A 20713-nucleotide genomic window follows, 5' to 3' on the forward strand; every position below is an offset into this window, starting at 1 on the left:
GTGTCTGATATTAGTTTATAATTGTAAAAAAGAAAAGTTCTATATTATAAACGGATATTTTTTTATTCTTAACAGATGTAAACATTGACAAAAAACCGTAAAGTTTGCAAAATACGACAGACAAAAAAATTGAGGAAAATAATATTATGGAAGATGATATTCTTACTATAGAAGAAGTTGCAAAATATCTTCGTGTAAGCGAACGTACTGTTTATGACTGGGCTCAGAAAGGCGAAATTCCAAGCGGAAAGATTGGAACTGTATGGCGCTTTAAGAAAGCAGAAATCGAGCACTGGGTAAATCAGCGGCTTTCCGGTTCTGCCCGTCCGGAAGGAGAAATTAAAGTAAAGAATATTCTTTCTCCTGAACGTATTGTTTTTCTTAATCACGTTACAAAGCATGATGCTCTGGTTGAACTTTCAGATAATCTTGCTACTGCTCCTCAGATAAAGGACGGTAAGGAACTTCAGGCAGAAATCCTGAAGAGGGAAGATCTTGTTTCTACTGCAATCGGAAGGGGAATTGCCATTCCTCACGTAAGGCTCTCAAGTATAACTGATCTTGTGGTAAGCCTGGGTATCTCAAAATGTGACATCATGGATTTTTCAGCCCTTGACGATGTTCCGGTACGGATTGTTCTTATGATCGGAGCTGCCTATAACCAGCATAATTATTATCTTCAGACGCTGGCTTATTTTACGTCAAAACTTAAGGATCCTGCACTTAGGGAAGCTCTCCTGAAATCAGAGGATCCTGTAGAAGTTTATAACCTGCTTACAAAATAAGTTTTCTCAGAAAATATCTTAACCTAATAGAACAGAACCGGAATCCACTGTGACTGGTCTGTCATGTCGGAGGCTATTTTTCCCCATGAAAGGTCTTTTGCAGTTGTTTCTCCGGTAAGGTATTTTTTCTCACCTAAACTAAATCCGAATCCCGGGTGGTCTGAAACAAGACCCGCAACGGCATGATTGAATGAGGGGCTGACAAAAAGACAGCAGTCCATGTTCATTCCGTTCAGTAAAACGCACAGCAGCATTGCCCTTGTATCACAGTCACAGCCTTCTCCTGTCAAAGCCGCCGGAAGGGATGTAAAGTCAGCTTCGTTTTTTTCCCTTGAATATTCAAATCCCTGGGTCCAGTTAAGCAGTTTCTGTGCAAGATCGGTATTGTCGTTGCAGAATGGAGCCAGTTCTTTATAGATGTCGTAGGCAGGCTTTAGGAGCCTGGAACAGGAATCTCTGTAAATCATCCTGTAGTATCTCTGCCATGCCAGCTGCCATGCAGGGGAGGACTGATAGCAGAGAAGGGTGAAGTATTCTCTTTTTACAAGATAGTCTGCAGCTTCCATGTCGGTGGCATTCAGAATGGTTTTTATTTCAATTCCTTCTATATTTATGTCTGTTTCTTCGGTTTCTTCTGATTTAGGGTAGGCAAAGGCTGTCATGGCTCCGCATTCAAGACTGTTGTCTGCGCTTACGTAAAGGCTGTCCATAAAACTTCCCATGAAGGATGCGGTGTTTTCAAAGTTTTCTGAAGAACTCCAGATTAGGTATACGAAGGTTCCCTGACTGTCAGGAAGTGTTGTGCTTATTGCGAAACCTGAAGACTGAATGCCGAGCATGTTTCCTTCAAAGATGCTCATGGCAGAAATGCCTTCTCCCCAGTTGAAGTCGCCGGTTTGAGCAGAAAGTGAAAATTTTGTCATTATGTCCGTAAGAGCTTCTCTGTTGGAAGAAAAGCGGCCTTCCGGATAAATTCTTATGATTGCCGTGACAGGAACTACGGACGAAGAAAGCATGAAGTATTTTCCGTTTTCTCCGGTTTCTTTTACTCCGAATCCTTCCGGCAGATCCATGTAAACGGATGGTTTAAGGCCGGTGAAGTATGTTTTTCCGCAGAAAGCCGGGAGTGCAGTTAAAAGTATAAACAGAAACACGATTGTTCTTTTCATTCTTGTCATCAGTAAACCTCTTTATATATAATATCGGCACATGAAAGATTTTCCAGTAATTTTTGAAAATGATGAAATCCTTGTAGTCAACAAACCCTGCGGAACTGCGGTTCAGGGAGGAAAGGGAATAGCTCATCCTCTTGATGATGAACTTTCAGCCCGTTTAGGCTATAGAATTCATCTGGTACACCGCCTGGATAAAGAAACTTCCGGTCTCCTTATAGTGGCAAAGAATCCTGCTGCTGCTTCGAAATGGACTTCATTAATAGGAACAAAGGAAGTTAAAAAAGAATACATGTGTGTTTGCTGCGGTGAGGTAATCTGCAACGGAAAGCCTTCCCGAAAAGGAAAACTGGTTTCTAAAGTGGAGGCTCACGGCAGAATCCAGAATGCGGAACTTTTTTTTGAAGTAGTAAAATCGACTGAAATTAAGGTTCCTGAATCGGATGTCAGTATAAAATTAAACCTTGTTCATATAACATTGGGAACCGGCCGCATGCATCAGATCAGGATTCAGATGGCAAAAAGCGGTGCTCCTCTGGCTGCAGATGACCAGCATGGAAATTTCAAGATGAATAAACTGCTGAGAAAAGCCGGAATAAAAAAACTCCAGCTTGCCTGTGTCCGGCTTACTCTTCCTGTTGATGGAAAGCAGCTGCTTCTTCAGGCAGATTTGCCGGAACATTTCTATAAGTTTTCAGATTGATTTTTTACTGGAGTTGACATACTTTCTTCTAAATGTTAAGGTAAGTAACATTTTAATAAACTTTAAAGTGGAGCCCGAAAAAACGGCTCCTTTTTTTTAGTTTAATCACCACAGATGTTGCAGAGGTAAGGTTTGGAGTATATTTCACCTGAAAAAAATCCCTATTATAAGGAAAGCGCAGAGTGCGTTTTGTCAGCAGGTTTTGTTCTTGTTGAACTTCAGGTAGTACCGCAGAACGGTAATATTCATGTTACGGCAGTTATCTCGCCGTCAGATCCAAAAAAAGACATTGGTGTTGCAGACTGTTCTAAAGTGCATCATCTTTTAGGCCCGAAAATCCTTGAACTTTTGCAGAATAACGGTTCAGACGTAACGGAAGATAACCTCTACATGGAAGTATGTTCTCCGGGGCTTGACCGTAATATAAAGAATGCCTGGGAATTTTCAGTTTTTGCAGGCAGAAAAATCCGTGTCTGGGATAAGAATGTCAGTGACTGGGTGGCAGGAACTCTTCTTTCTTCCGACGAAAATCAACTTGTTTTGGAATCAGAGGACGGAACAAAAAAATCCGTTTCCTATGTAGATATTGCTAAGGCAAAATTTTTTAATTTATAAGGGGGCTTGATATGTCAGAAATGGCAGATGCAATCCGTGCACTGGCAGCAGAGAAAGGTCTCAGTGAGGATTCAATCAGGCAGACAGTAGAAAACACAATTAAAGCAGCTTACAAGAAAACTTTTGGTACTTCAGACAACTGTATCGTAAAATTTGCAGATGATATGTCAGACGTAACTGTTTATTCACGTAAGACTATCGTTGACGGTGTATATGACCCGTCTCAGGAAATCGAACTTGAAGAAGCCCTTAAGCTCAGCTCTGAATGTGAAATTGGTGACGAAATAGACATTCTTGTTGATCCTCATGATTTTGAGCGTTCTGCAGTTACTACAGGTAAGCAGATGGCTCATCAGGGATTTAACGAACGCTATAAGGATAATCTTTACAATGAATACAAAGATAAGGTTGGACAGATTATCATAGGTTACTATCAGCGTGAACGCAACGGAAATATCTTTGTCGATCTTGGAAAAGTTGAGGGAATGCTCCCGGTTAAATTTCAGAGTCCAAGGGAAACTTACAGCAAGAATGACCGCATTAAGGCTCTTATTGTTGACATTAAAAAGACAAATACTGGAATTCAGGTTATCCTCAGCCGTTCAGATCCTAAATTCGTACAGGATACTATTGAAAATGAAGTTCCTGAAATTTCAGAGGGAATCGTAAGCGTATACAAAGTTGTGCGTGAAGCCGGATACCGTTCTAAAATCGCAGTTTATTCAAACAAACTGGATGTAGATCCTGTAGGAGCCTGTGTAGGACCTAAAGGTGTGCGCATTCAGGCTGTTATCCGCGAACTTGAGGGTGAAAAAATCGATATCCTTAAGTATGACGAAGATCCTCATGTATTCATCAAGAATGCCCTTTCTCCTGCAGAAGTTACACAGGTTGTAATCCGTGATGCAGAAAAGAAGGAAGCTCTTGCAATTGTTCCGGAAAGTTCCTTCTCTCTTGCTATCGGTAAGCAGGGACAGAACGTTCGTCTTGCAAACCGCCTCTGTGACTGGCTTATTGACGTTAAAACGGAAGAACAGGCTGCTGAGCTTGACCTTACAGAATCAGATACACGCAAGGCTGCAGAATCCCTGTTTAATGATGCTGCGGATGATTCTTACGAAGAGGTTACAACTGTATCACAGCTTCCTGGTGTAGATCAGAAAATTGCCGCCCTTCTTAAGGATGCGGGAATTGATGATATTGAAAAGTTTATGGCAGCTGTTGAAGACGGTTCTGCAATAAAAGTTCAGGGTGTTAATGCTGATGATATTGAAGCAATCAATAAGATTATCAGTGAAAACGTTGAGTTTGAGGATGAAGAAGAAAAGACAGAAGATGCTGTTGTTGAATCATCTGAAGAAACTCAGGAAGAGGAAGGATATTTCTGTCCTGAATGTGGAGAAAGAATCACTTTGGATATGACACATTGTCCGAAGTGCGGTGCTGAATTTGTTTTTGAAGAGGAATAATAGAAAAACATGGCGGATGAATCAGAAAAAAAGCCAGAATTTGTGGTGATTAAAAAAGAAAAGAAACCGGAAACTCAGTCTGAAAAGAAGGTTGTCGTTGTAAAACGTAAGCCTGCTGCGCCTGAAAAGCAGAAAAAGGTTGCGGTAAGGGTTGTTGCAAAGAAGGCCCCTGAGACATCCGCTAAGCCGGAAGAAAAACCGGTTGCTGAAAAAACTAAGGAAACTGCAGTTCAGCAGACAGCACCAAAGGCTGCTGCTCCAGTTCAGGAAAAACCTGCAGAACGTAAGGTTGAGAATAATTCAGAACGTCCTCAGCAGCAGAACAAGCCTCAGAGACAGTCTTTTGAGATTAATTCTGCCCGTCCTAATGTTCGTGCCGGCAATTTAAGCGGTTCCGGCAGCAGGGGCGGATATGGTAATCGTTATAACAGCGGTTACGGAAATAATCGTGGTTCTGGATTTACAGGGGCTCAGGCTCGTGAAGGTTATCAGAACCGTGAGCGCTCCGGCGGATATAATAATAACCGTGGTGGAAACGGATTCAACGGAAACGGTGCAAACCGTCAGGGTGGATTCAATGGAAACCGTGGTGGAAACGGATTTAACGGAAACGGTGCAAACCGTCAGGGTGGATTTAACAATAATCGTCAGGGCGGCGGATTTAACCGTCAGGGCGGTGGATTTGGCGGAAGCCGTCCTGGATTCGGAGGTTCCCGTCCTGGATTTGGAGGCGGTTCGTCTTTTGTTCCTCCAGCTCCTATTCCTCAGGGAAAAACTCCTGCAAAGAAGCAGTTTAAGGGTAAAAAGCAGGATTATTCACAGCGCAAAGATAAAGAAGAATTCTTTGATGAGGAAGAACTTTATAAGAAAAAGAAGGAGAGTACTCCTGCAAATGTTGTACCTCCAACAATAGATATCATGGAAACCATTTCCGTATCTGATCTTGCCCGTAAGATGAACCTTAAGGCTGGCGAAATTATCGGAAAACTCATGTCCATGGGTATGATGGTTACCATTAACCAGTCTATAGATTCTGATACTGCAACGATTCTTGCAGAGGAATATAACTGTAAGGTTCACCTTATCAGCCTTTATGATGAAACTGTCATCGAAAGTGATAAGGGAAATGCAGAGGGGGAACGTTCCCGTCCTCCTATCGTTACCGTAATGGGTCATGTTGACCACGGTAAGACAAAGACTCTTGATGCAATTCGTAATGCAAACGTAGCAGCCGGAGAAGCAGGCGGTATTACTCAGAAAATCGGTGCTTACAGAGTATCAACTCCTAAGGGAGACATTACTTTCCTTGATACACCGGGACATGAAGCCTTTACAATGATGCGTGCCCGCGGAGCTCAGATTACGGATATTGTTATCCTTGTAGTTGCAGCAGATGATGGTGTAATGCCTCAGACTCTTGAAGCAATTAACCATGCAAAAGATGCAAAGGTTCCAATTATTGTTGCCGTAAACAAGATGGATAAACCGGATGCAAATCCTGAGCGCGTAATGACGCAGCTTTCTGAACACGGTCTTACTCCGGAAGCCTGGGGTGGAGATACTCAGTATGTAAATATTTCTGCACTTAAGCGGGAAGGTATAGATGAACTTCTTGATGCTGTACTCATTCAGGCAGAAATGCTTGAACTTAAGGCTCAGTATGATTGTCGTGCAGAAGGTAAGGTTATTGAATCCCGTATTGATCAGGGCCGTGGTGTTGTAGCATCTGTAATTATTGAACGGGGAACACTCAGAACAGGAGATCCGTTTGTAGCAGGTATTTATTCAGGCCGTGTACGTGCAATGTTTAATGATAAGGGACAGAAAATTACTGAGGCAGGACCATGTACTCCTGTAGAAGTTCTCGGTATTGAAAATATGCCTAATGCCGGTGATCCGTTCCAGGTTACGGAAAGTGAAAAAGATGCCCGTGCATTTGCTGCAAAACGTCAGGAACTTAAGCGCTTTGAAGATGCAAAGGCTGTCAAGAAAGTTACTCTTGATAATCTTTACTCTACAATTGAGGCCAGTGAAGTTAAGGAATTTAAGGTTATCATTAAAGCTGACCTTCAGGGTTCTGCAGAAGCACTTAAAGCATCCCTCGAGAAGCTGTCAACAAAAGAAATACGCCTTTCTGTAATTCATTCCAGTGCGGGTGCAATTAATGAAAGCGATGTAACTCTTGCGGCTGCTGACTCTAATGCAATCATCATCGGATTTAACGTACGTCCTACTCCAAAGGCAAAGGCTCTTGCAGAGCAGGAAAAGGTAGAAATCCGCAAATATAACATCATCTATAAGTGTGTTGAAGAAATTCAGCAGGCTATGGAAGGTATGCTTCAGCCGGATACAAAAGAAGAGGTTACCGGAACTATTGAAGTACTTAATACCTTTAAGGTTCCTAAGGTTGGTCTTATTGCCGGATGTATGGTACGGGACGGTATCGTTAAGAGAACAAGCTATGTTAACGTTATCCGTGACGGAGTCGTTGTATGTTCTGCAGCCAAAGTTTCTTCCCTCAAGCGTTTCAAGGACGATGCAAAGGAAGTTCGTGAAGGATTTGAGTGTGGTCTCGGTATTGAAAACTGGCAGGATATTCAGGTTGGCGATACTATCGAAGCATTTGAATATATTGAAGTTAAGCGTAAGCTTGGTCAGACTCTTGCTGAAGAACAGGCTGAAGCAGAAAAACACCAGGCTTCGGATTCCGGAGAATCTCAGGAAAATTAAATGGGACAGTACAGATTGTTGCGTCTGGGTGAACAGCTCAGACAGGAAATTTCACTTATGCTCCTCAGACATGAAATTAAGGATCCACGCGTAAGTGAATTTCTTTCCATTGATCGGGTTGAAGTTGCCGGTGACCTGGCTTATGCAAAGGTTTTTGTTTCTTCCTTTATGGATGACGCCTCTGTAAAACGTGGTGTTGCAGGTTTACAGAGTGCGGCCGGTTTTATTCAGTGTTCTATTGCAAAAAAACTTTCTGTTTATCGTTTTCCTCGCCTTACATTCGTTGCTGATTTCAGCATGAAAGAGGGTTATAAGATGGTTCAGAAGCTTAATGCTCTTGAAGCTGAATCTAAAGCCCGGGAAGACGAAGAAAATAATGGTTAGATAGCGGTTAAATGAAAAAAAATAAAAGGACTTCTGTAAAAGACGGGATTCTTCTTTATGCAAAGACTCCCGGTATTACAAGTTTCTCTTCATTATGGGATATAAAGCACGCTCTTGATACTGACAAAATCGGTCATACAGGAACGCTGGATTCTTTTGCAGAAGGACTTCTTGTTGTTTTAAGCGGTCATCTTACTCATCTTGTTCCTCATATTACTGGTTTTACAAAGACTTATCAGGCTGTGGTCTGTTTTGGTAAAGAAACAGATACTCTTGATCCTACAGGAACTGTAATGAAGACAGCTCCTTCTTTAACAAGAGAAGCTCTTGAAAATGTACTTCCGTCTTTTACTGGAGTGCAGCTTCAGGTTCCTCCAGTTTATTCAGCGCTCCATTCAGGCGGAAAACGTGCAAGTGATGTTGTCAGAAGCGGTGGGGAAGTAAAACTGGACAGCCGTCAGGTTTTTATTTATAAAAATGAACTTCTTGATTTCAGGGAAGCCGGGGATGACGGGCTTTCTTATGCGCTTTTAGAGATTACCTGTTCAAAAGGAACTTACATCAGGGCTCTTGCACGGGATATTGCTGCTGCTGCGGGTAGCTGTGCTTTTTTGTGTGCCCTCAGGCGTACTCAGGTGGGCCCGTTTTATCTTAAGGATGCGGCCTGTTATTCTGGATTTTGTGATTTTACTATTGATTACGGAATCGAAAATGCACGCCGCTGTTCTGAAATTAAAAATGAAAAACGTATTACTCCGGATTCAGTGTTTACTGACATCAGGAGCAGGTTTCTTGATTTTACTCCGGAAACCGCTTCTTTATGTGGTTTTGAAGTAAGTGAACTGAAAAAAGATGCAGAAAAATCTTACCTCAACGGACGTCCTCTTTCCGGCAGTATGTTCAGGAGAATAACAACAGGAGTGAGTGAACCTCCGTGTACCCTGAAGGATAAGGAAATTGCCGTTTTTTATTCCGACGGCATGTTTGCCGGCATGGTGCGGCTTAATCCTGATCACCGGCTTTTTTACGGGTTTGTTGTACCCCGTCAGAAAAAGAAGCTTAAGGTCTTTACCTGGAACGATATTGTGAAAGGGGAATTTCCTTTAAGCTGGCGGCAGAAAGGAACGGCATTGACTGTCGGTAATTTTGACGGAATGCATTCGGGACACCGGACTTTGATAGAAATGGTAAAGGATAGTTCCATTCCTGTAAAAGGAATCGTGACTTTTACAAATCCCGGTGAACTTGTAAAGAATAAAACGGGAGTTTATGAAGGTGACGTGATGACTCTTTCACAGAAACTCCGGTTCTGTTCTGAATCGGGCCTTGACTTTGCCGTAATCATTGACTTTTCTGACGATTTCAGTAGAATTAGCGGAGAAGATTTTGTCAGCACTTTAGTTTCTTTAGTAGGAATGAAGTATATGGCTGAGGGAATTGATTTCAGGTGCGGATTCCGTGGTCAGGCTGATTCTGCCGTGATAAAGGCTCTGTCAGAGAAATATGGATTTGAGTTCCGTTCTGTAGAGAAAGTCTGTCTGGAAGGACAGAGCATCAGTTCATCAAGAATACGCAGTGCTGTAAGGAAAGGTGATTTTGCATCGGTACAGAAAATGCTTTCAGGGTGTTTTGTGCTTGATCTTTCAGAAACTGAATTTACGCCTTCAAAGACAGTTTCTTCAGATCCCATGATGGAATGGTTTTCTGCCGCTGTAGTTTCCGGACAGGTTCTTCCTGAAAACGGAACTTATGAAGTTGCAGCCGTTTTGGGTGAAAATATTCTTCATACAATGCTTTCTGTTTCAGAAAACACTGTTGAGGTTCTTCTGCCTACAGAAAATACGGCAAAACGTTTGACTGAGGTAAAGTTTGTTTACAAACCTAATGTTACTTTGTGAAGAAAAAGCTGGGTAACATGGTAATTTATATAAAAGGAGTAAGTTATGGCACTTACAAAAGAAACATCTGCTTCAATCGTAAGCAAATTCGGTGCAAATGCAAATGACACCGGAAACACAAAAGTTCAGATTGCACTTATGACTGAACGTATCAAGCAGCTCACAGAACACTGCAAGGCTTTTCCAAAGGATACTAGCGCTCAGCGCGGTCTTCTTAAAGTTGTAGGTTCACGCAGAAAGCTTCTTAAGTACTATCAGCGTACAAACCTTGAAGGCTACAGAGCTCTTATTAAGGAACTTGGTATCCGTAAGTAAATTCTCCAAAGAAGGCGGCATTCTGATTGTGTAAAATCGTGCCGCCTTTTTAGTTAAGAAAACTGTCTTTTCCGGAAATTCCCGTAAAGCAGTTTTTTGTGACTTTGCTTCCATACTGAAGAAGAAAGGTGATTCCGGCTGTTCAAACGGAATAAACCTTGCGGCTATTTAGCTTATGCTGAGTACTGCAGAAAAAAAAAGAACAAAAAAAGAATTAAGGAAAATTTTATGGTACAGAGAGTAACCCGTAAAATCGGTGACCAGGAACTCATTCTTGAGACTGGTAAAATCGGAAAACAGGCAAACGGATGTGTATACGCACAGATTGGTGGTACTGCCGTAATTGCTACAGTTTGTGCTTCAAGTGAAGTTAAAGAAGGACTTGATTTTGTTCCTGTAACTGTTGAGTACAATGAAAAGTTTTATGCTGCCGGAAAAATCCCTGGCGGTTTTGTAAAAAGAGAAGGTCGTCCTAAGGATAAGGAAATCCTTGTAAGCCGTCTTATTGACCGTCCTATGCGTCCGCTTTTTGAGACAGCATTTGGTCGTGAGATTCAGATTGTTCCTACCTGTGTTTCTGTTGATGGTGTAAATCCACCGGATATTCTTGCAGTAATTGCTTCATCTGCTGCAGTTTCTATTTCAGACATTCCTTTCCACGGTCCTGTAGCAGGCTGCCGTGTTGGTTATATTGACGGTGAATATGTAATTAATCCTACATATGAACAGATGGAAAAAGTTCAGCTTGAAATCGTTGTTGCCGGAACAAAAGACGGTTTTACAATGGTAGAAGGCGGTGCAAATGAAGTTTCTGAAGAAGTAATGCTTGGTGCTCTTGAAAAGGCACAGGGCTTTATTACTGATATGTGTCTTCTTCAGGAAGAACTTGTAAAACTTGCAGGTAAGGAAAAACTTCCGCTTGCTCCTCTTAATGTTGAGCTTGCAAATGCAGATGCAATTAAGGCAGAGGCACTTCCTCTCATGCAGACTGCATGCTTCCTTAAGGGAAAGCAGGCCCGCGGTGATGCAGTAAAGGCTGTTAAGAATCAGATTGCAGAAAAGTATGCAGAACAGCTTGAGGATCCTGTACAGGCAAAACTCTTCAGTGCTCTTTTTGATGACATTCAGTATGATCTTCTCCGCTCAAGTATTCTTGAGAAAGGACTTCGTATTGACGGACGCGGAACTGAAGATATCCGTCCTATTACCTGCGAAATTAATGTTCTTCCTAGACCTCATGGTTCAGCACTTTTTACCCGTGGTGAGACACAGTCTCTTGCAGTTACGACACTTGGTACTGCAATGGATGAACAGGTATATGATGATATCGAAGGAGACAGAAGCGAAAACTTTATCCTTCATTATAATTTCCCACCATATTCAGTTGGTGAAGTAGGAAAACTTACGACAGGACGCCGTGAAATCGGTCATGGAAATCTTGCCCGCCGTTCTCTTGCACCTATGATTCCTAGCCGTTCAGAATTCCCTTATACAATTCGTGTTGTTTCTGAAATCATGGAATCTAACGGTTCTTCATCACAGGCTTCTACCTGCGGCGGATGTCTTTCACTCCTTGCAGCAGGCGTACCTATGAAGAAGATGGTTGCAGGTATTGCAATGGGTCTTATTACAGACGGTCCTCAGTACAAGAAGTATGCAATTCTTTCTGATATTCTTGGAGAAGAAGATCATCTTGGAGACATGGACTTTAAGGTAGCCGGAACTCATGACGGTATTACCGGATTCCAGATGGATATTAAAATTGCCGGTGTTTCTATGGATATCATGCGCAAGGCTCTTGCTCAGGCAAAACGCGGTCGCGAGCATATTCTTGGTATCATGGAAAAGTGTATCAACAAACCTCAGCCAATCAGTCCATATGCTCCAAAAATTGACACAATGAAGATTGCTGTTGATAAAATCGGTGCCCTCATCGGACCAGGCGGAAAGAATGTAAAGGCACTTTGCCAGCAGTATGGTGTTACGATTAATACTGAAGATGACGGAACTGTTACGATTTACGGTAAGACTGGAAATGCAACTGACGCTGCAAAGAAGGCAATTAAAGGTATTTGTGAAGATCCGGAACCAGGTACAATTTATCAGGGTACAGTAAAACGCATCATGGACTTTGGTGCATTTATTGAAATCCTTCCTGGAAAAGAAGGTCTTTGTCATATCTCTAAACTCAGCCGTCAGCGTGTAGAAAAAGTAACTGATGTTCTTAAGGAAGGTCAGAGTGTTCCTGTAAAACTTCTTGAAGTTGACAAGATGGGACGTCTTAATCTTTCTTATATTGATGCTGTTGAAGAACAGTCAAAATAATTTCTGAACTGATTTATCTTTAATCAGTGACAGGTAATGACGGTTTTTTGTCTGAGGACAGAAAACCGTCATTTTTTGTAAGGGGAGTGCTATGGGTGAGGCAATCGGAATTGGTCTTGATGTTCTTGGAGACTGGCATGTAATTTTTATTCTCATTTTAATGATTGTTTTCATTTCACTGGCTAATTATGTAATTAAGTATAAAAAGAAGCCCCGCATGCCTAAAGTAAAACCGGCTCCTGCTTCTGCTCCGGCTGCAGAGGGAGAAAAGAAACCTGAAGGTGAAGCTTCTGCAGAAAAAGAAGCAGCTGCTAAATAAAGTCTGATAATTAAAAATCTTTATAAAACATATTCCAAAGATTCTCCATTTTTAGTATAGTTAGCTAATGCTAATTTAAGTTAGTATTAGTTTATTTAAGGATGGCGAAAAATTGGATTTAGCTGATATTGATGAAAAAGGCAGGGGTATATTGTTTTATGGTGAAACAACTGTGGAAAAGTGTTTTGCCGTTAAAGGACAGTCAAATATTTATCTTCTTCAGACGACTATAGTTCAGCAGCATGAGAATCAGATTGGTCCTAAACCGGGTCAGTTTTATTTAATAAAAGGACAGAAATCAGATGTTCAGTATAACAGACCTATAAGTGTTTACAGATGTGAGGAAAAATTTAACAGGACAACTTCCAGAAGTGAGTATACGGTTCAGTTCATGATAATGGAAAAGGGCAGGGGTACTCAGGAATTATGTCACTTTACAGCCGGAGAAAAAATGAAGGTAATCGGTCCGCTTGGAACTCCCTGGCCTTCTCCTTCTGAAACAGTAGATTTTTCAAAAAATGAAATATGTATTGTCGGCGGAGGAATAGGAGTAGCTCCTGTTGCAAATCTTGCTTCTTCCCTTCCTGACGGCTCATACGATTTTTATGCCAGTTTTAAAAGCGGAAGTTATGGTCTTGAGCATATTCATCCTTTTAATCTTGTAATTACTACTGATGATGGTTCGGAGGGAATAAAAGGAATGCTTCCGGTTGCGTTTACAAAAGATGCTGTAAAAAAAGCCGGATATAAAGTTATTTATGCCTGCGGTCCGACTCCTGCACTGGCTTATGTAAAATCTGTTGCGGAAGAACTTGGCATTCAGTGCTATGTAAGCATGGAACACAGAATGCTCTGTGGTCTTGGGGCCTGTTTAGGCTGTACGATAGATACTTCCATAGGAAAAAAGAGGGTTTGTAAGGACGGACCTGTTTTTGATTCAAAAATAATAACATTTCCTAAACCTTCGTCTCGAAGAAAACCTCTGGAAGAAAACGAAGATCCGGATCTTACCGTTAATCTTGCCGGTATTACACTGAAGAACCCGGTAATTGCTACTGCAGGAACCTTTGCCTATGGCCAGAATTACCGCGGTGTTTCAGATGTGCGCTGGTGGGGTGCCATTACTTCAAAAGGAATAACCTATGAACCTAGAGCCGGTAACAGTGGTGAACGATGCCTTGAAGTTGTAGGCGGAAACATGAATTCCATAGGACTTCAGAATCCTGGTGTACCGTATTTTGTAGACAACCTTCTTTCTCCCATGCTTGAACTTGGTCCTGAGGTAATCGTAAATCTTGCCGGTAAAGATATAACTGAATATATAAACGGTGCAAGAATGCTTGATAAAACTGATGCAAAAATAATTGAACTTAACATCAGCTGTCCTAATGTGAGCGGAACTCCTTTCGGTATGGATCCGGAACTTGCATATTGGGCTGTAAAGCTTGTAAAGGAAGAAATTCATAAGCCGCTTTTTGTCAAACTTTCTCCAAATGCACCTGATATATGTGAAGTTGCAGAGTATTGTATAAATGCCGGAGCAGACGGACTTAGCCTCATAAATATGGTTCATGGAGTTGCGATAAATATTGAGGAAGGAAAGCCATTCTTTGAAAAGGTTCATGCAGGATGGAGCGGACCTGCACTGAAGCCTCTTGCGCTCAGAATGGTTTATGATGTCATTGCCAGAATAAATACTCTTCCTCCGGAAAAACGGGTTCCGGTAATCGGAATTGGAGGTATTTCTGACTGGAAAGATGCAGTTGAGTTTATTATGGCTGGTGCTGCGGCGGTCGGAGTCGGAGCTGCTAAGTTTACTAATCCTGATGTGGCTAAAGATATTACCGAAGGAATGAAAGCCTTTATGAAATCTCATGGTTACAGGAATCTTGCGCAGATGAGGGGAATTGCTCAGGTTGATAAAGGGGTGGTTTGATATGGCAGCCGTACTGTTTTTTTGATGCAAAACTGCCCTTTTTTATAAGGCCTGAATCTTCCAGCTGAACGAGGACTTCAAGCACATCATCAGAATGCCATGAATTTATTCTGCTGCTGACGTTATTTCTGTTCAGTTCATTGGTAAGGGCATTTAATAAAGCATCTTTTTTCAGGAGAAAGTTTTTTTTCCGGATAAAATGCATGACGGCAGCGGCATCTGCTGCAAAATAAGCCGGGTGTCTGCTGCTACATATGTCACATCCTTCACAGAAGGCCTGTTCTCCTCCTAAAGCGTCAAGCAGGACCTGTCTTCTGCAGCTTCTGCTTTCTGCAAATTTTTTCATGATTGATTTACGGCTTCCTTTTTCATGTTTTCCGTATTTTACGGAATCTTTCCAGTTCCACAGGAGAATGGCCTTTGCCGTACTTCCGTCTCTTCCTCCGCGGCCTGCTTCCTGAATGTAGCTTTCAGCAGTAGGACTTGCTTCCAGATGAATTACGGTCCTGATGTCTTTTTTATCGATACCCATTCCAAATGCGCAGGTACAACATAATACGCCGTCTTTTTTCGGGTAAAACCATTTTTCAGTACGGTCTTTTTCTTCCTTAGTCATTCCCGCGTGATAAAACCGTACGTTTTCATAGCCCAGAACAGGAGCAAGTTCTCTTGCCATATCTTCAGATTTTCTTCTTGTGCCGCAGAATATTATGAGGGGCCCGGGCTCTTTTATGGCAAGGGAAAATGCAGCCCTTTTTTTGTTCCAGGCATTTATGACGCTGTAGTGTATGTTCGGTCTGTCAGAACAGCTCCTTATTATGCGTGCATTACCGTCAAAAAGTATTTCTGAAATTCTTGCAAGAACTTCAGGAGAGGCTGTTGCTGTAAAGGCTGTTACGCATTTTGGGTTCAGTTCTTTTATAATGCTTCCTAAAGTCAGATAGGACGGACGGAATGAGTCTCCCCATTCGCTGACGCAGTGGGCTTCATCTATTGCAATATGGGCTATTGGAGTTTTTTTCAATTCTTCAATCAGTTTCTTGTCCTGGAGAACTTCAGGGTTTGCAAGAATTACTTTTGCTTTGCTGCGTATCATCTGAAGGTTGTTGAGCCGTTCCCCGACGCTTTGTCCGCCTTTGAGTACTGCGCTGACAATTCCTGCGTCATCCATTCTGCGCTTCTGGTCCGACATCAGTGCGATAAGCGGATACAGTATGAGGGTAGGTCCTTTAAGAAGCAGTGCCGGAACGAGAAAACATAAAGATTTTCCGGCTCCTGTAGGCAGAAGGACAATCTGGTTTGGGGGAGGAAAATCTTCTTCTGTATCATTTTCCGGAATATTATTTATTTTATTGCGGCACCCGGCCTGTTCTGCTGCATCCATTATGTTTGCAATTACAATGCGCTGCCACGGGTACAGGTAGTTTATTTTAAATGCTTTTCTTGCGGCATTCAGTACCGGGTCATCAACTGGTTCATCCTGCTGCGACATTTTTGTTTCTTTGTAGATTTCCTGATTTTCCATATATAATATATTTTCACTGTTTTTTCAAAATCACCACTTTATTAAAAAAATATTTCTGCCAGGGGTTGTTTCTGAGACATTTATATATGAAGATTTCGTCAACAAAGGCTTTAATTACGTTGTCTTTTGTAGAAATTTATGCGATAATTATTTTATTATGGAAACACGTAATATTTTTGAAAATCTTTCTTGTATTGATCACCGTTATTCACTTTCAGAAGCTTCTGTTTTTGAAGGCCTGTCAAAATATATTTCAGAAGAGGCAAGTATCCGCTCCTGTGCAAAGTGTGAGGCAGCCCTTGTTAAGGCACACCTTAAGATGCGCGGAAATCTTACTGACGCAGCCGTAAAGAAACTTGATGAGGTTGCTGAAAATATTGATCCTCAGGAAGTTTATGCTGAGGAAGAAAAGACAAAGCATAATATCCGTGCTCTGGTTAACGTTATGAAGACAAAAGTTGACTCAGAAATCGGACCTCTCATTCATCTTGGTGCAACATCCGTTGATATTCTTGATACAGCCCTCAGCTGCCGCATGCGTGATGTAACTAAAAACGTTGTTCTTCCTGAACTTAAAACTCTTGAAAAGTATTTGTGTGAAATAGCTGAAAGGGAATGTGCTACTCCTCAGGTTGGACGTACTCACGGTCAGCATGCCGTTCCTATTACATTCGGATGGAGTATCGCTGAATTTGTAAGCCGCCTCGGAAAATCAATTCTCCGCATTGAAGAGCTTTCAAATCAGCTTGTCGGTAAGCTTGCAGGCCCTGTAGGTTCTTATAACGGTCCGTCGATGATTGTAAAGGATCCTGAAGAACTTGAAAGAATGTATGTCGGATTCCTTGGACTTCAGCCTTCAGAATATTCCAACCAGCTGGTTGAACCGGAATATGTACTACGTCTTCTTCTCGAGATGAATGTTGCGTTCGGAATAATTGCAAACCTTGCAGATGATCTCCGTAATCTGCAGCGTTCTGAAATCGGTGAGGTTTTTGAATATTTCGCTGCCACACAGGTAGGTTCTTCCACAATGCCACAGAAACGTAATCCCTGGAACAGTGAGCACGTTAAGTCTCTGTGGAAGGCTATGTGTCCCCGTGTAATTACATTTTATATGGATCAGATTTCTGAACATCAGAGGGATCTTACAAATTCAGCAAGCCAGCGTTTTATTTCGGATTATGTTTCAGGATTTACAATGGCCGTTGCCCGCATGAACAGTGTAGTAAAGGGACTGCAGGCAGATAAGGAAGGAATGGCCCGTAATCTTGAAAATGCCGGTGGAAAAGTAAAGGGTGGCGTTCTTGCTGAACCTGCTTATATCCTTCTTGGAGAAGCCGGATATAATGACGGTCATGAAATTATCCGTAAGATTACTCTTGAGGCTGAGCAGAGCGGAAAAACCTTCTTTGAAGTTCTTAAGACTCACGAAAAAGAATTTAAGGATATTACAGCACAGCTTGAAAAACTTGGAGTAGAAAATCCTGCAAATTTCTTTGAGCATCCTTCAAATTACTGCGGACTTGCTGCGGTTAAGTCAAAGAGGCTTGCTCAGAAATATGCAGAACTTATGAAATAGGAATTTATGTCACTGGACGGATTTTATACTGCTGCACTTATAGGATGCGGACGCATCGGTTTCTCTCTCGGTCACGACGAAAAGCGTGAACAGCCTGCAAGTCATACAATGGCTTTGCTTGATAATCCGCGCATTAAGATTGTTGCAGGGTGTGATAAAAACCCTGAGAATCTTGCTGCGTGGCATGAGGAAGTCCCCTATGCCCAGGTTTATGAAAACTCTGCATCCCTTTATCAGCATCATCATCCGGATATTGTCATCGTAGCAGTAAATGAGGCTTATCACCTTGAGGAAGCTGTTGCGGCTATAGAAGCAGAACCTAAGCTTTTGATTCTGGAAAAACCTGTTGCCCTTAATCTGGAGGAAGCTTTCAAGATTAAGGAAATTGCAGAAAGTAAAAAGGTTCCTGTCCTGATTAATCACGAAAGACGTTTTTCTGAAGATTATATTACTGCAAAAAACTATATGCCTGGTATCGGTCCTATTATAAACATAAGGGCAACTCTTTCTTCGTCAATGGCTGTTTATGACCAGAACGAAGAAAGCAGCGGAGCTTATTCCCTTATACATGACGGTACTCATCTCAGTGATATAGTTCTTTATTTTCTGGAAGATCTTAATTCTCCTTCGACGACCATAGAAACACTTACGTCTCTTACTGTGCCGTCTGGAGAGCAGGTTTCTTCTCCTAATGATTCTCTTATCAAAAAGGATGAGAAGCAGAAAAAGATTATTGTAAATACCCTTTTGAAAAGACCGGTTCTTACCGGAGTTGTCAGGGATGAAAATGGAGTTGTGCGTCAGGTTTGTGCTCATTATATTACTCACGGCTGTCCTGATGTAGAGCTTCTGTTTGTCGGCCGTTCAAAGTATTTTGGTTTTGAGATAGAAATAAACGGAACGGACGGAAGAATTTGTATTGGAAACGGTTACTGTAAGTTATATAAGGCGGAAGAGTCCAATCTGTATTCTGACCTTTTTTCGCTGAGATGTGATAAGTCAGCAAAGATTCCTGTTAAAACCAGGTATTTTTCTAATATGGTTCAGAATGCCATAGATTTTCTTGATGAAAAGGAAAACCTTAAGTCTACGCTGCAGACCGGAATAAATGCTCTTGCAATTCTTGAAGAAATTCGCAAACTACTAAAGGGTTGATTTTTGATTGTACGTGGGAGTTAAAAATGAATAAAAAGATCATTATGCTTTTAGGCGGTATTTTTTTCTGGGCAGCCGGAATATGTTCTGCCCAGATTCAGACTGCCAGTGAATTTTTTAAAACGCTGAGTGATTATTATGCTACATTTAATGATTATGAGGCTGATCTGACTATGGAAGTTGCCGGTCAGGAAATGAAAGGCAAGGTAAGTTTCAAGAAGCCTGAAATGGTTCGGATTGATTTTTCTGATCCGGCAGAGCAGGTATTCGTATACAATGGTGATAATCTCGTCATATATCTTCCTGGAAATTCTGCAATTCTTGAGCAGCATACAGAAGGAAATCTTGCAAAATCAATGACGGGTCTCGGTCTTCTTAAGCGTTATTATACTGTTGCCTATGAAAGCGGTCCTGAGGCTGTTCCTTTTGAGGAAGGCAGCGAGGATATGGTTATAAACCTAGTTATGTACCGCCGTTCTACATCGGAGGTGTTTTCTTCAATAAGGATGTCTGTAGGTGCGGAAGATAATCTTATCAGGCGCGTTGAAGCCAAGACTACGGCAGGAGCTGTTTACAGTATTTCTTTTGATAATTATAACATAAATACAAAAATGTCCGACCAGCGCTTCATTTATGATCCGCCTTCTTCTGCAAATAATTATAAAAACTTTTTGCTTTCAGAGTAGACGGGGATTGAAATGGAAAGTTACGGTCTTATTTTAAGGAATGCCAGAGAGGCAAAAAATCTTGATGTAGAAACTATAGCAAGAGAAACTTCTGTTTCCAGAACTTATCTCCTTGCCATGGAAAATGAAAAGGAAGATGAGTTTCCGGATGGTCCGTATATTACCGGGTTTTTGCGTATTTATTGTGAATATCTTGATGTTGATGCAGAAAATGTAATCCGTCTTTATGAATCAAAAAAACTTCAGGAGACTCCGGTTCCGGTTCAACTGCTGGAAAGAAAGGCACCCCGGTTCATTAAACCTCTTGTAATTGTTACATCTTCTGTTATTGTTCTCGGACTTGCCATATGGCTTTTAGTGGGAGTTTTCAGAATTCCTCAGAAAATTAATGAACGTAACCGTAAAAACAACCTTTCGGAAGAAAACCGTACCTATCGTATAGGCTCTGAGGTTACTCAGGTAAGGCTTAAGAAGGGGGATCAGATTCTTATTCCTTCCAGTGAAGGCGAAGATAAGAATATCGTTATAACGGTTTCTGATACTTTAGGAAAACTTTCTCTTTCTACACCGGTTGGACTCCAGATTCTTGAATTTACTGATGACAGAAAGATTGATCTTAATGGAGATGGTAAACTTTTCTTCTGCATATACCTCAGTGACATCAGCAGAAAGAAGGATTACGGTGCTGAGGTCCGCATGTTTATGAGTGCGGAAGACGGAAGTATTATTGCTCCGAATACGACTGAGATTTCAGCAGTAGAAACTTCTACAAAGGCAGATATTCTCCGCCGTACAGTCATTCATGAAAGCAACAGACCTTATCCGTTTACAGTAGAAGTTACTTTCCGCGGTTCCTGCATGTTCAGGCGTAAGGTTGATTCTTCTTCTTACGAGGAATCCTACTATCACAGTTCTGAACAGATTACGGAGCGTCCTAATAATGCAATAAGGCTCTGGATGAGCAATTCCAATGCTGTCAACATCAGGCTTACTGCTGATACGTCCCGATATGATCTCGAAGTTGGACGTGCAGGTGAAGTTAAGGCTGAAGATATTAAATGGGTTCATGATAGTGATGGAATGTACCGCATTGTCGTGATGGAACTTGACTGATAGT

At 41.6% G+C, this 20713-nt stretch carries 17 protein-coding genes; 15 read left to right on the plus strand and 2 right to left on the minus strand.

From position 1 onward, the window contains the following. Positions 1 to 146: 146 nt before the first annotated feature. On the plus strand, positions 147 to 785 hold the full coding sequence (locus tag HNP77_RS09825) for a PTS sugar transporter subunit IIA (protein ID WP_184653016.1): 639 nt from the start codon (positions 147 to 149) through the stop codon (positions 783 to 785). A 23-nt stretch (positions 786 to 808) separates the two neighbouring features. Here HNP77_RS09825 and HNP77_RS09830 read toward each other — a convergent pair whose 3' ends face one another. Next, entirely contained in the window at positions 809 to 1963 is a 1155-nt protein-coding gene (locus tag HNP77_RS09830; protein WP_184653017.1) for a hypothetical protein, read from the minus strand. A gap of 31 nt (positions 1964 to 1994) precedes the next feature. On the opposite strand from HNP77_RS09830, the gene HNP77_RS09835 reads away from it, so the two are divergent. The 10 genes from HNP77_RS09835 to HNP77_RS09880 all read left to right on the plus strand — a co-directional run bounded on the left by HNP77_RS09835 (position 1995) and on the right by HNP77_RS09880 (position 14651). Beyond that, positions 1995 to 2660, plus strand: coding sequence for an RluA family pseudouridine synthase (locus HNP77_RS09835; protein ID WP_184653018.1), 666 nt, complete (start codon positions 1995 to 1997; stop codon positions 2658 to 2660). Between the two features lie 132 nt (positions 2661 to 2792). Continuing rightward, the gene (locus tag HNP77_RS09840; protein WP_184653019.1) at positions 2793 to 3275 is read left to right on the plus strand and encodes an LSm family protein; all 483 of its coding nucleotides are present in this window, start codon (positions 2793 to 2795) and stop codon (positions 3273 to 3275) included. Between the two features lie 11 nt (positions 3276 to 3286). Further along, positions 3287 to 4744 carry a transcription termination factor NusA gene (nusA, locus tag HNP77_RS09845; RefSeq protein WP_184653020.1) on the plus strand — a complete coding sequence of 486 codons (1458 nt, stop codon included), beginning with the start codon at positions 3287 to 3289 and terminating at the stop codon, positions 4742 to 4744. A 9-nt stretch (positions 4745 to 4753) separates the two neighbouring features. After that, positions 4754 to 7474: a translation initiation factor IF-2 gene (infB, locus tag HNP77_RS09850; RefSeq protein WP_184653021.1), complete on the plus strand. Its 2721-nt coding sequence runs from the start codon at positions 4754 to 4756 to the stop codon at positions 7472 to 7474. After that, positions 7475 to 7858 (plus strand): 30S ribosome-binding factor RbfA, encoded by a 384-nt coding sequence (rbfA, locus tag HNP77_RS09855; protein WP_184653022.1) that lies wholly within the window; start codon positions 7475 to 7477, stop codon positions 7856 to 7858. 11 nt (positions 7859 to 7869) lie between these two features. Next, positions 7870 to 9756, plus strand: a complete 1887-nt coding sequence (truB, locus tag HNP77_RS09860) for a tRNA pseudouridine(55) synthase TruB (protein ID WP_184653023.1) — start codon at positions 7870 to 7872, stop codon at positions 9754 to 9756. Between the two features lie 45 nt (positions 9757 to 9801). Beyond that, a complete protein-coding gene (gene rpsO / locus HNP77_RS09865; protein ID WP_184653024.1) occupies positions 9802 to 10071 on the plus strand; it encodes a 30S ribosomal protein S15 in 270 nt (89 codons plus the stop codon). 228 nt (positions 10072 to 10299) lie between these two features. Beyond that, on the plus strand, positions 10300 to 12396 hold the full coding sequence (gene pnp, locus HNP77_RS09870) for a polyribonucleotide nucleotidyltransferase (RefSeq protein ID WP_184653025.1): 2097 nt from the start codon (positions 10300 to 10302) through the stop codon (positions 12394 to 12396). A 91-nt stretch (positions 12397 to 12487) separates the two neighbouring features. Next, the gene (locus HNP77_RS09875; protein ID WP_184653026.1) at positions 12488 to 12715 is read left to right on the plus strand and encodes an OadG family transporter subunit; all 228 of its coding nucleotides are present in this window, start codon (positions 12488 to 12490) and stop codon (positions 12713 to 12715) included. A 112-nt stretch (positions 12716 to 12827) separates the two neighbouring features. Next, a complete protein-coding gene (locus tag HNP77_RS09880; RefSeq protein WP_184653027.1) occupies positions 12828 to 14651 on the plus strand; it encodes a dihydroorotate dehydrogenase in 1824 nt (607 codons plus the stop codon). On the opposite strand, the gene HNP77_RS09885 is transcribed toward HNP77_RS09880, so the two are convergent. Then, positions 14578 to 16176 carry a RecQ family ATP-dependent DNA helicase gene (locus HNP77_RS09885; RefSeq protein ID WP_184653028.1) on the minus strand — a complete coding sequence of 533 codons (1599 nt, stop codon included), beginning with the start codon at positions 16174 to 16176 and terminating at the stop codon, positions 14578 to 14580. The two genes, HNP77_RS09880 and HNP77_RS09885, sit on opposite strands and share 74 nt — an antisense overlap. Positions 16177 to 16333: 157 nt before the next feature. Here HNP77_RS09885 and HNP77_RS09890 point away from each other — a divergent pair, with 157 nt between their 5' ends. Genes HNP77_RS09890 through HNP77_RS09905 form a run of 4 tightly spaced genes read left to right on the plus strand, consistent with a single transcriptional unit; the run spans position 16334 to position 20709 of the window. Continuing rightward, entirely contained in the window at positions 16334 to 17755 is a 1422-nt protein-coding gene (locus HNP77_RS09890; protein ID WP_184653029.1) for a lyase family protein, read from the plus strand. 6 nt (positions 17756 to 17761) lie between these two features. After that, positions 17762 to 18910, plus strand: a complete 1149-nt coding sequence (locus HNP77_RS09895) for a Gfo/Idh/MocA family protein (protein WP_184653030.1) — start codon at positions 17762 to 17764, stop codon at positions 18908 to 18910. Between the two features lie 26 nt (positions 18911 to 18936). After that, complete coding sequence (locus tag HNP77_RS09900) at positions 18937 to 19596, plus strand: LolA family protein (RefSeq protein ID WP_246428912.1); 660 nt, start codon at positions 18937 to 18939, stop codon at positions 19594 to 19596. A 12-nt stretch (positions 19597 to 19608) separates the two neighbouring features. Further along, on the plus strand, positions 19609 to 20709 hold the full coding sequence (locus HNP77_RS09905; protein WP_184653031.1) for a helix-turn-helix domain-containing protein: 1101 nt from the start codon (positions 19609 to 19611) through the stop codon (positions 20707 to 20709). The last annotated feature ends 4 nt before the right edge of the window (positions 20710 to 20713 follow it).

It is taken from the genome of Treponema rectale (assembly GCF_014202035.1).
Classification (GTDB): domain Bacteria; phylum Spirochaetota; class Spirochaetia; order Treponematales; family Treponemataceae; genus Treponema_D; species Treponema_D rectale.

Bases quoted from the DNA above. Each gene is read 5' to 3' on its own strand.
- HNP77_RS09825 (WP_184653016.1), top strand. From the start codon at position 147: ATGGAAGATGATATTCTTACTATAGAAGAAGTTGCAAAATATCTTCGT.
- HNP77_RS09905 (WP_184653031.1), top strand. From the start codon at position 19,609: ATGGAAAGTTACGGTCTTATTTTAAGGAATGCCAGAGAGGCAAAAAAT.
- HNP77_RS09875 (WP_184653026.1), top strand. From the start codon at position 12,488: ATGGGTGAGGCAATCGGAATTGGTCTTGATGTTCTTGGAGACTGGCAT.
- truB (WP_184653023.1), top strand. From the start codon at position 7,870: ATGAAAAAAAATAAAAGGACTTCTGTAAAAGACGGGATTCTTCTTTAT.
- HNP77_RS09895 (WP_184653030.1), top strand. From the start codon at position 17,762: ATGTCACTGGACGGATTTTATACTGCTGCACTTATAGGATGCGGACGC.
- rpsO (WP_184653024.1), top strand. From the start codon at position 9,802: ATGGCACTTACAAAAGAAACATCTGCTTCAATCGTAAGCAAATTCGGT.
- infB (WP_184653021.1), top strand. From the start codon at position 4,754: ATGGCGGATGAATCAGAAAAAAAGCCAGAATTTGTGGTGATTAAAAAA.
- HNP77_RS09890 (WP_184653029.1), top strand. From the start codon at position 16,334: ATGGAAACACGTAATATTTTTGAAAATCTTTCTTGTATTGATCACCGT.
- rbfA (WP_184653022.1), top strand. From the start codon at position 7,475: ATGGGACAGTACAGATTGTTGCGTCTGGGTGAACAGCTCAGACAGGAA.
- HNP77_RS09885 (WP_184653028.1), bottom strand. From the start codon at position 16,176: ATGGAAAATCAGGAAATCTACAAAGAAACAAAAATGTCGCAGCAGGAT.
- pnp (WP_184653025.1), top strand. From the start codon at position 10,300: ATGGTACAGAGAGTAACCCGTAAAATCGGTGACCAGGAACTCATTCTT.
- HNP77_RS09835 (WP_184653018.1), top strand. From the start codon at position 1,995: ATGAAAGATTTTCCAGTAATTTTTGAAAATGATGAAATCCTTGTAGTC.
- HNP77_RS09830 (WP_184653017.1), bottom strand. From the start codon at position 1,963: ATGACAAGAATGAAAAGAACAATCGTGTTTCTGTTTATACTTTTAACT.
- HNP77_RS09900 (WP_246428912.1), top strand. From the start codon at position 18,937: ATGAATAAAAAGATCATTATGCTTTTAGGCGGTATTTTTTTCTGGGCA.
- nusA (WP_184653020.1), top strand. From the start codon at position 3,287: ATGTCAGAAATGGCAGATGCAATCCGTGCACTGGCAGCAGAGAAAGGT.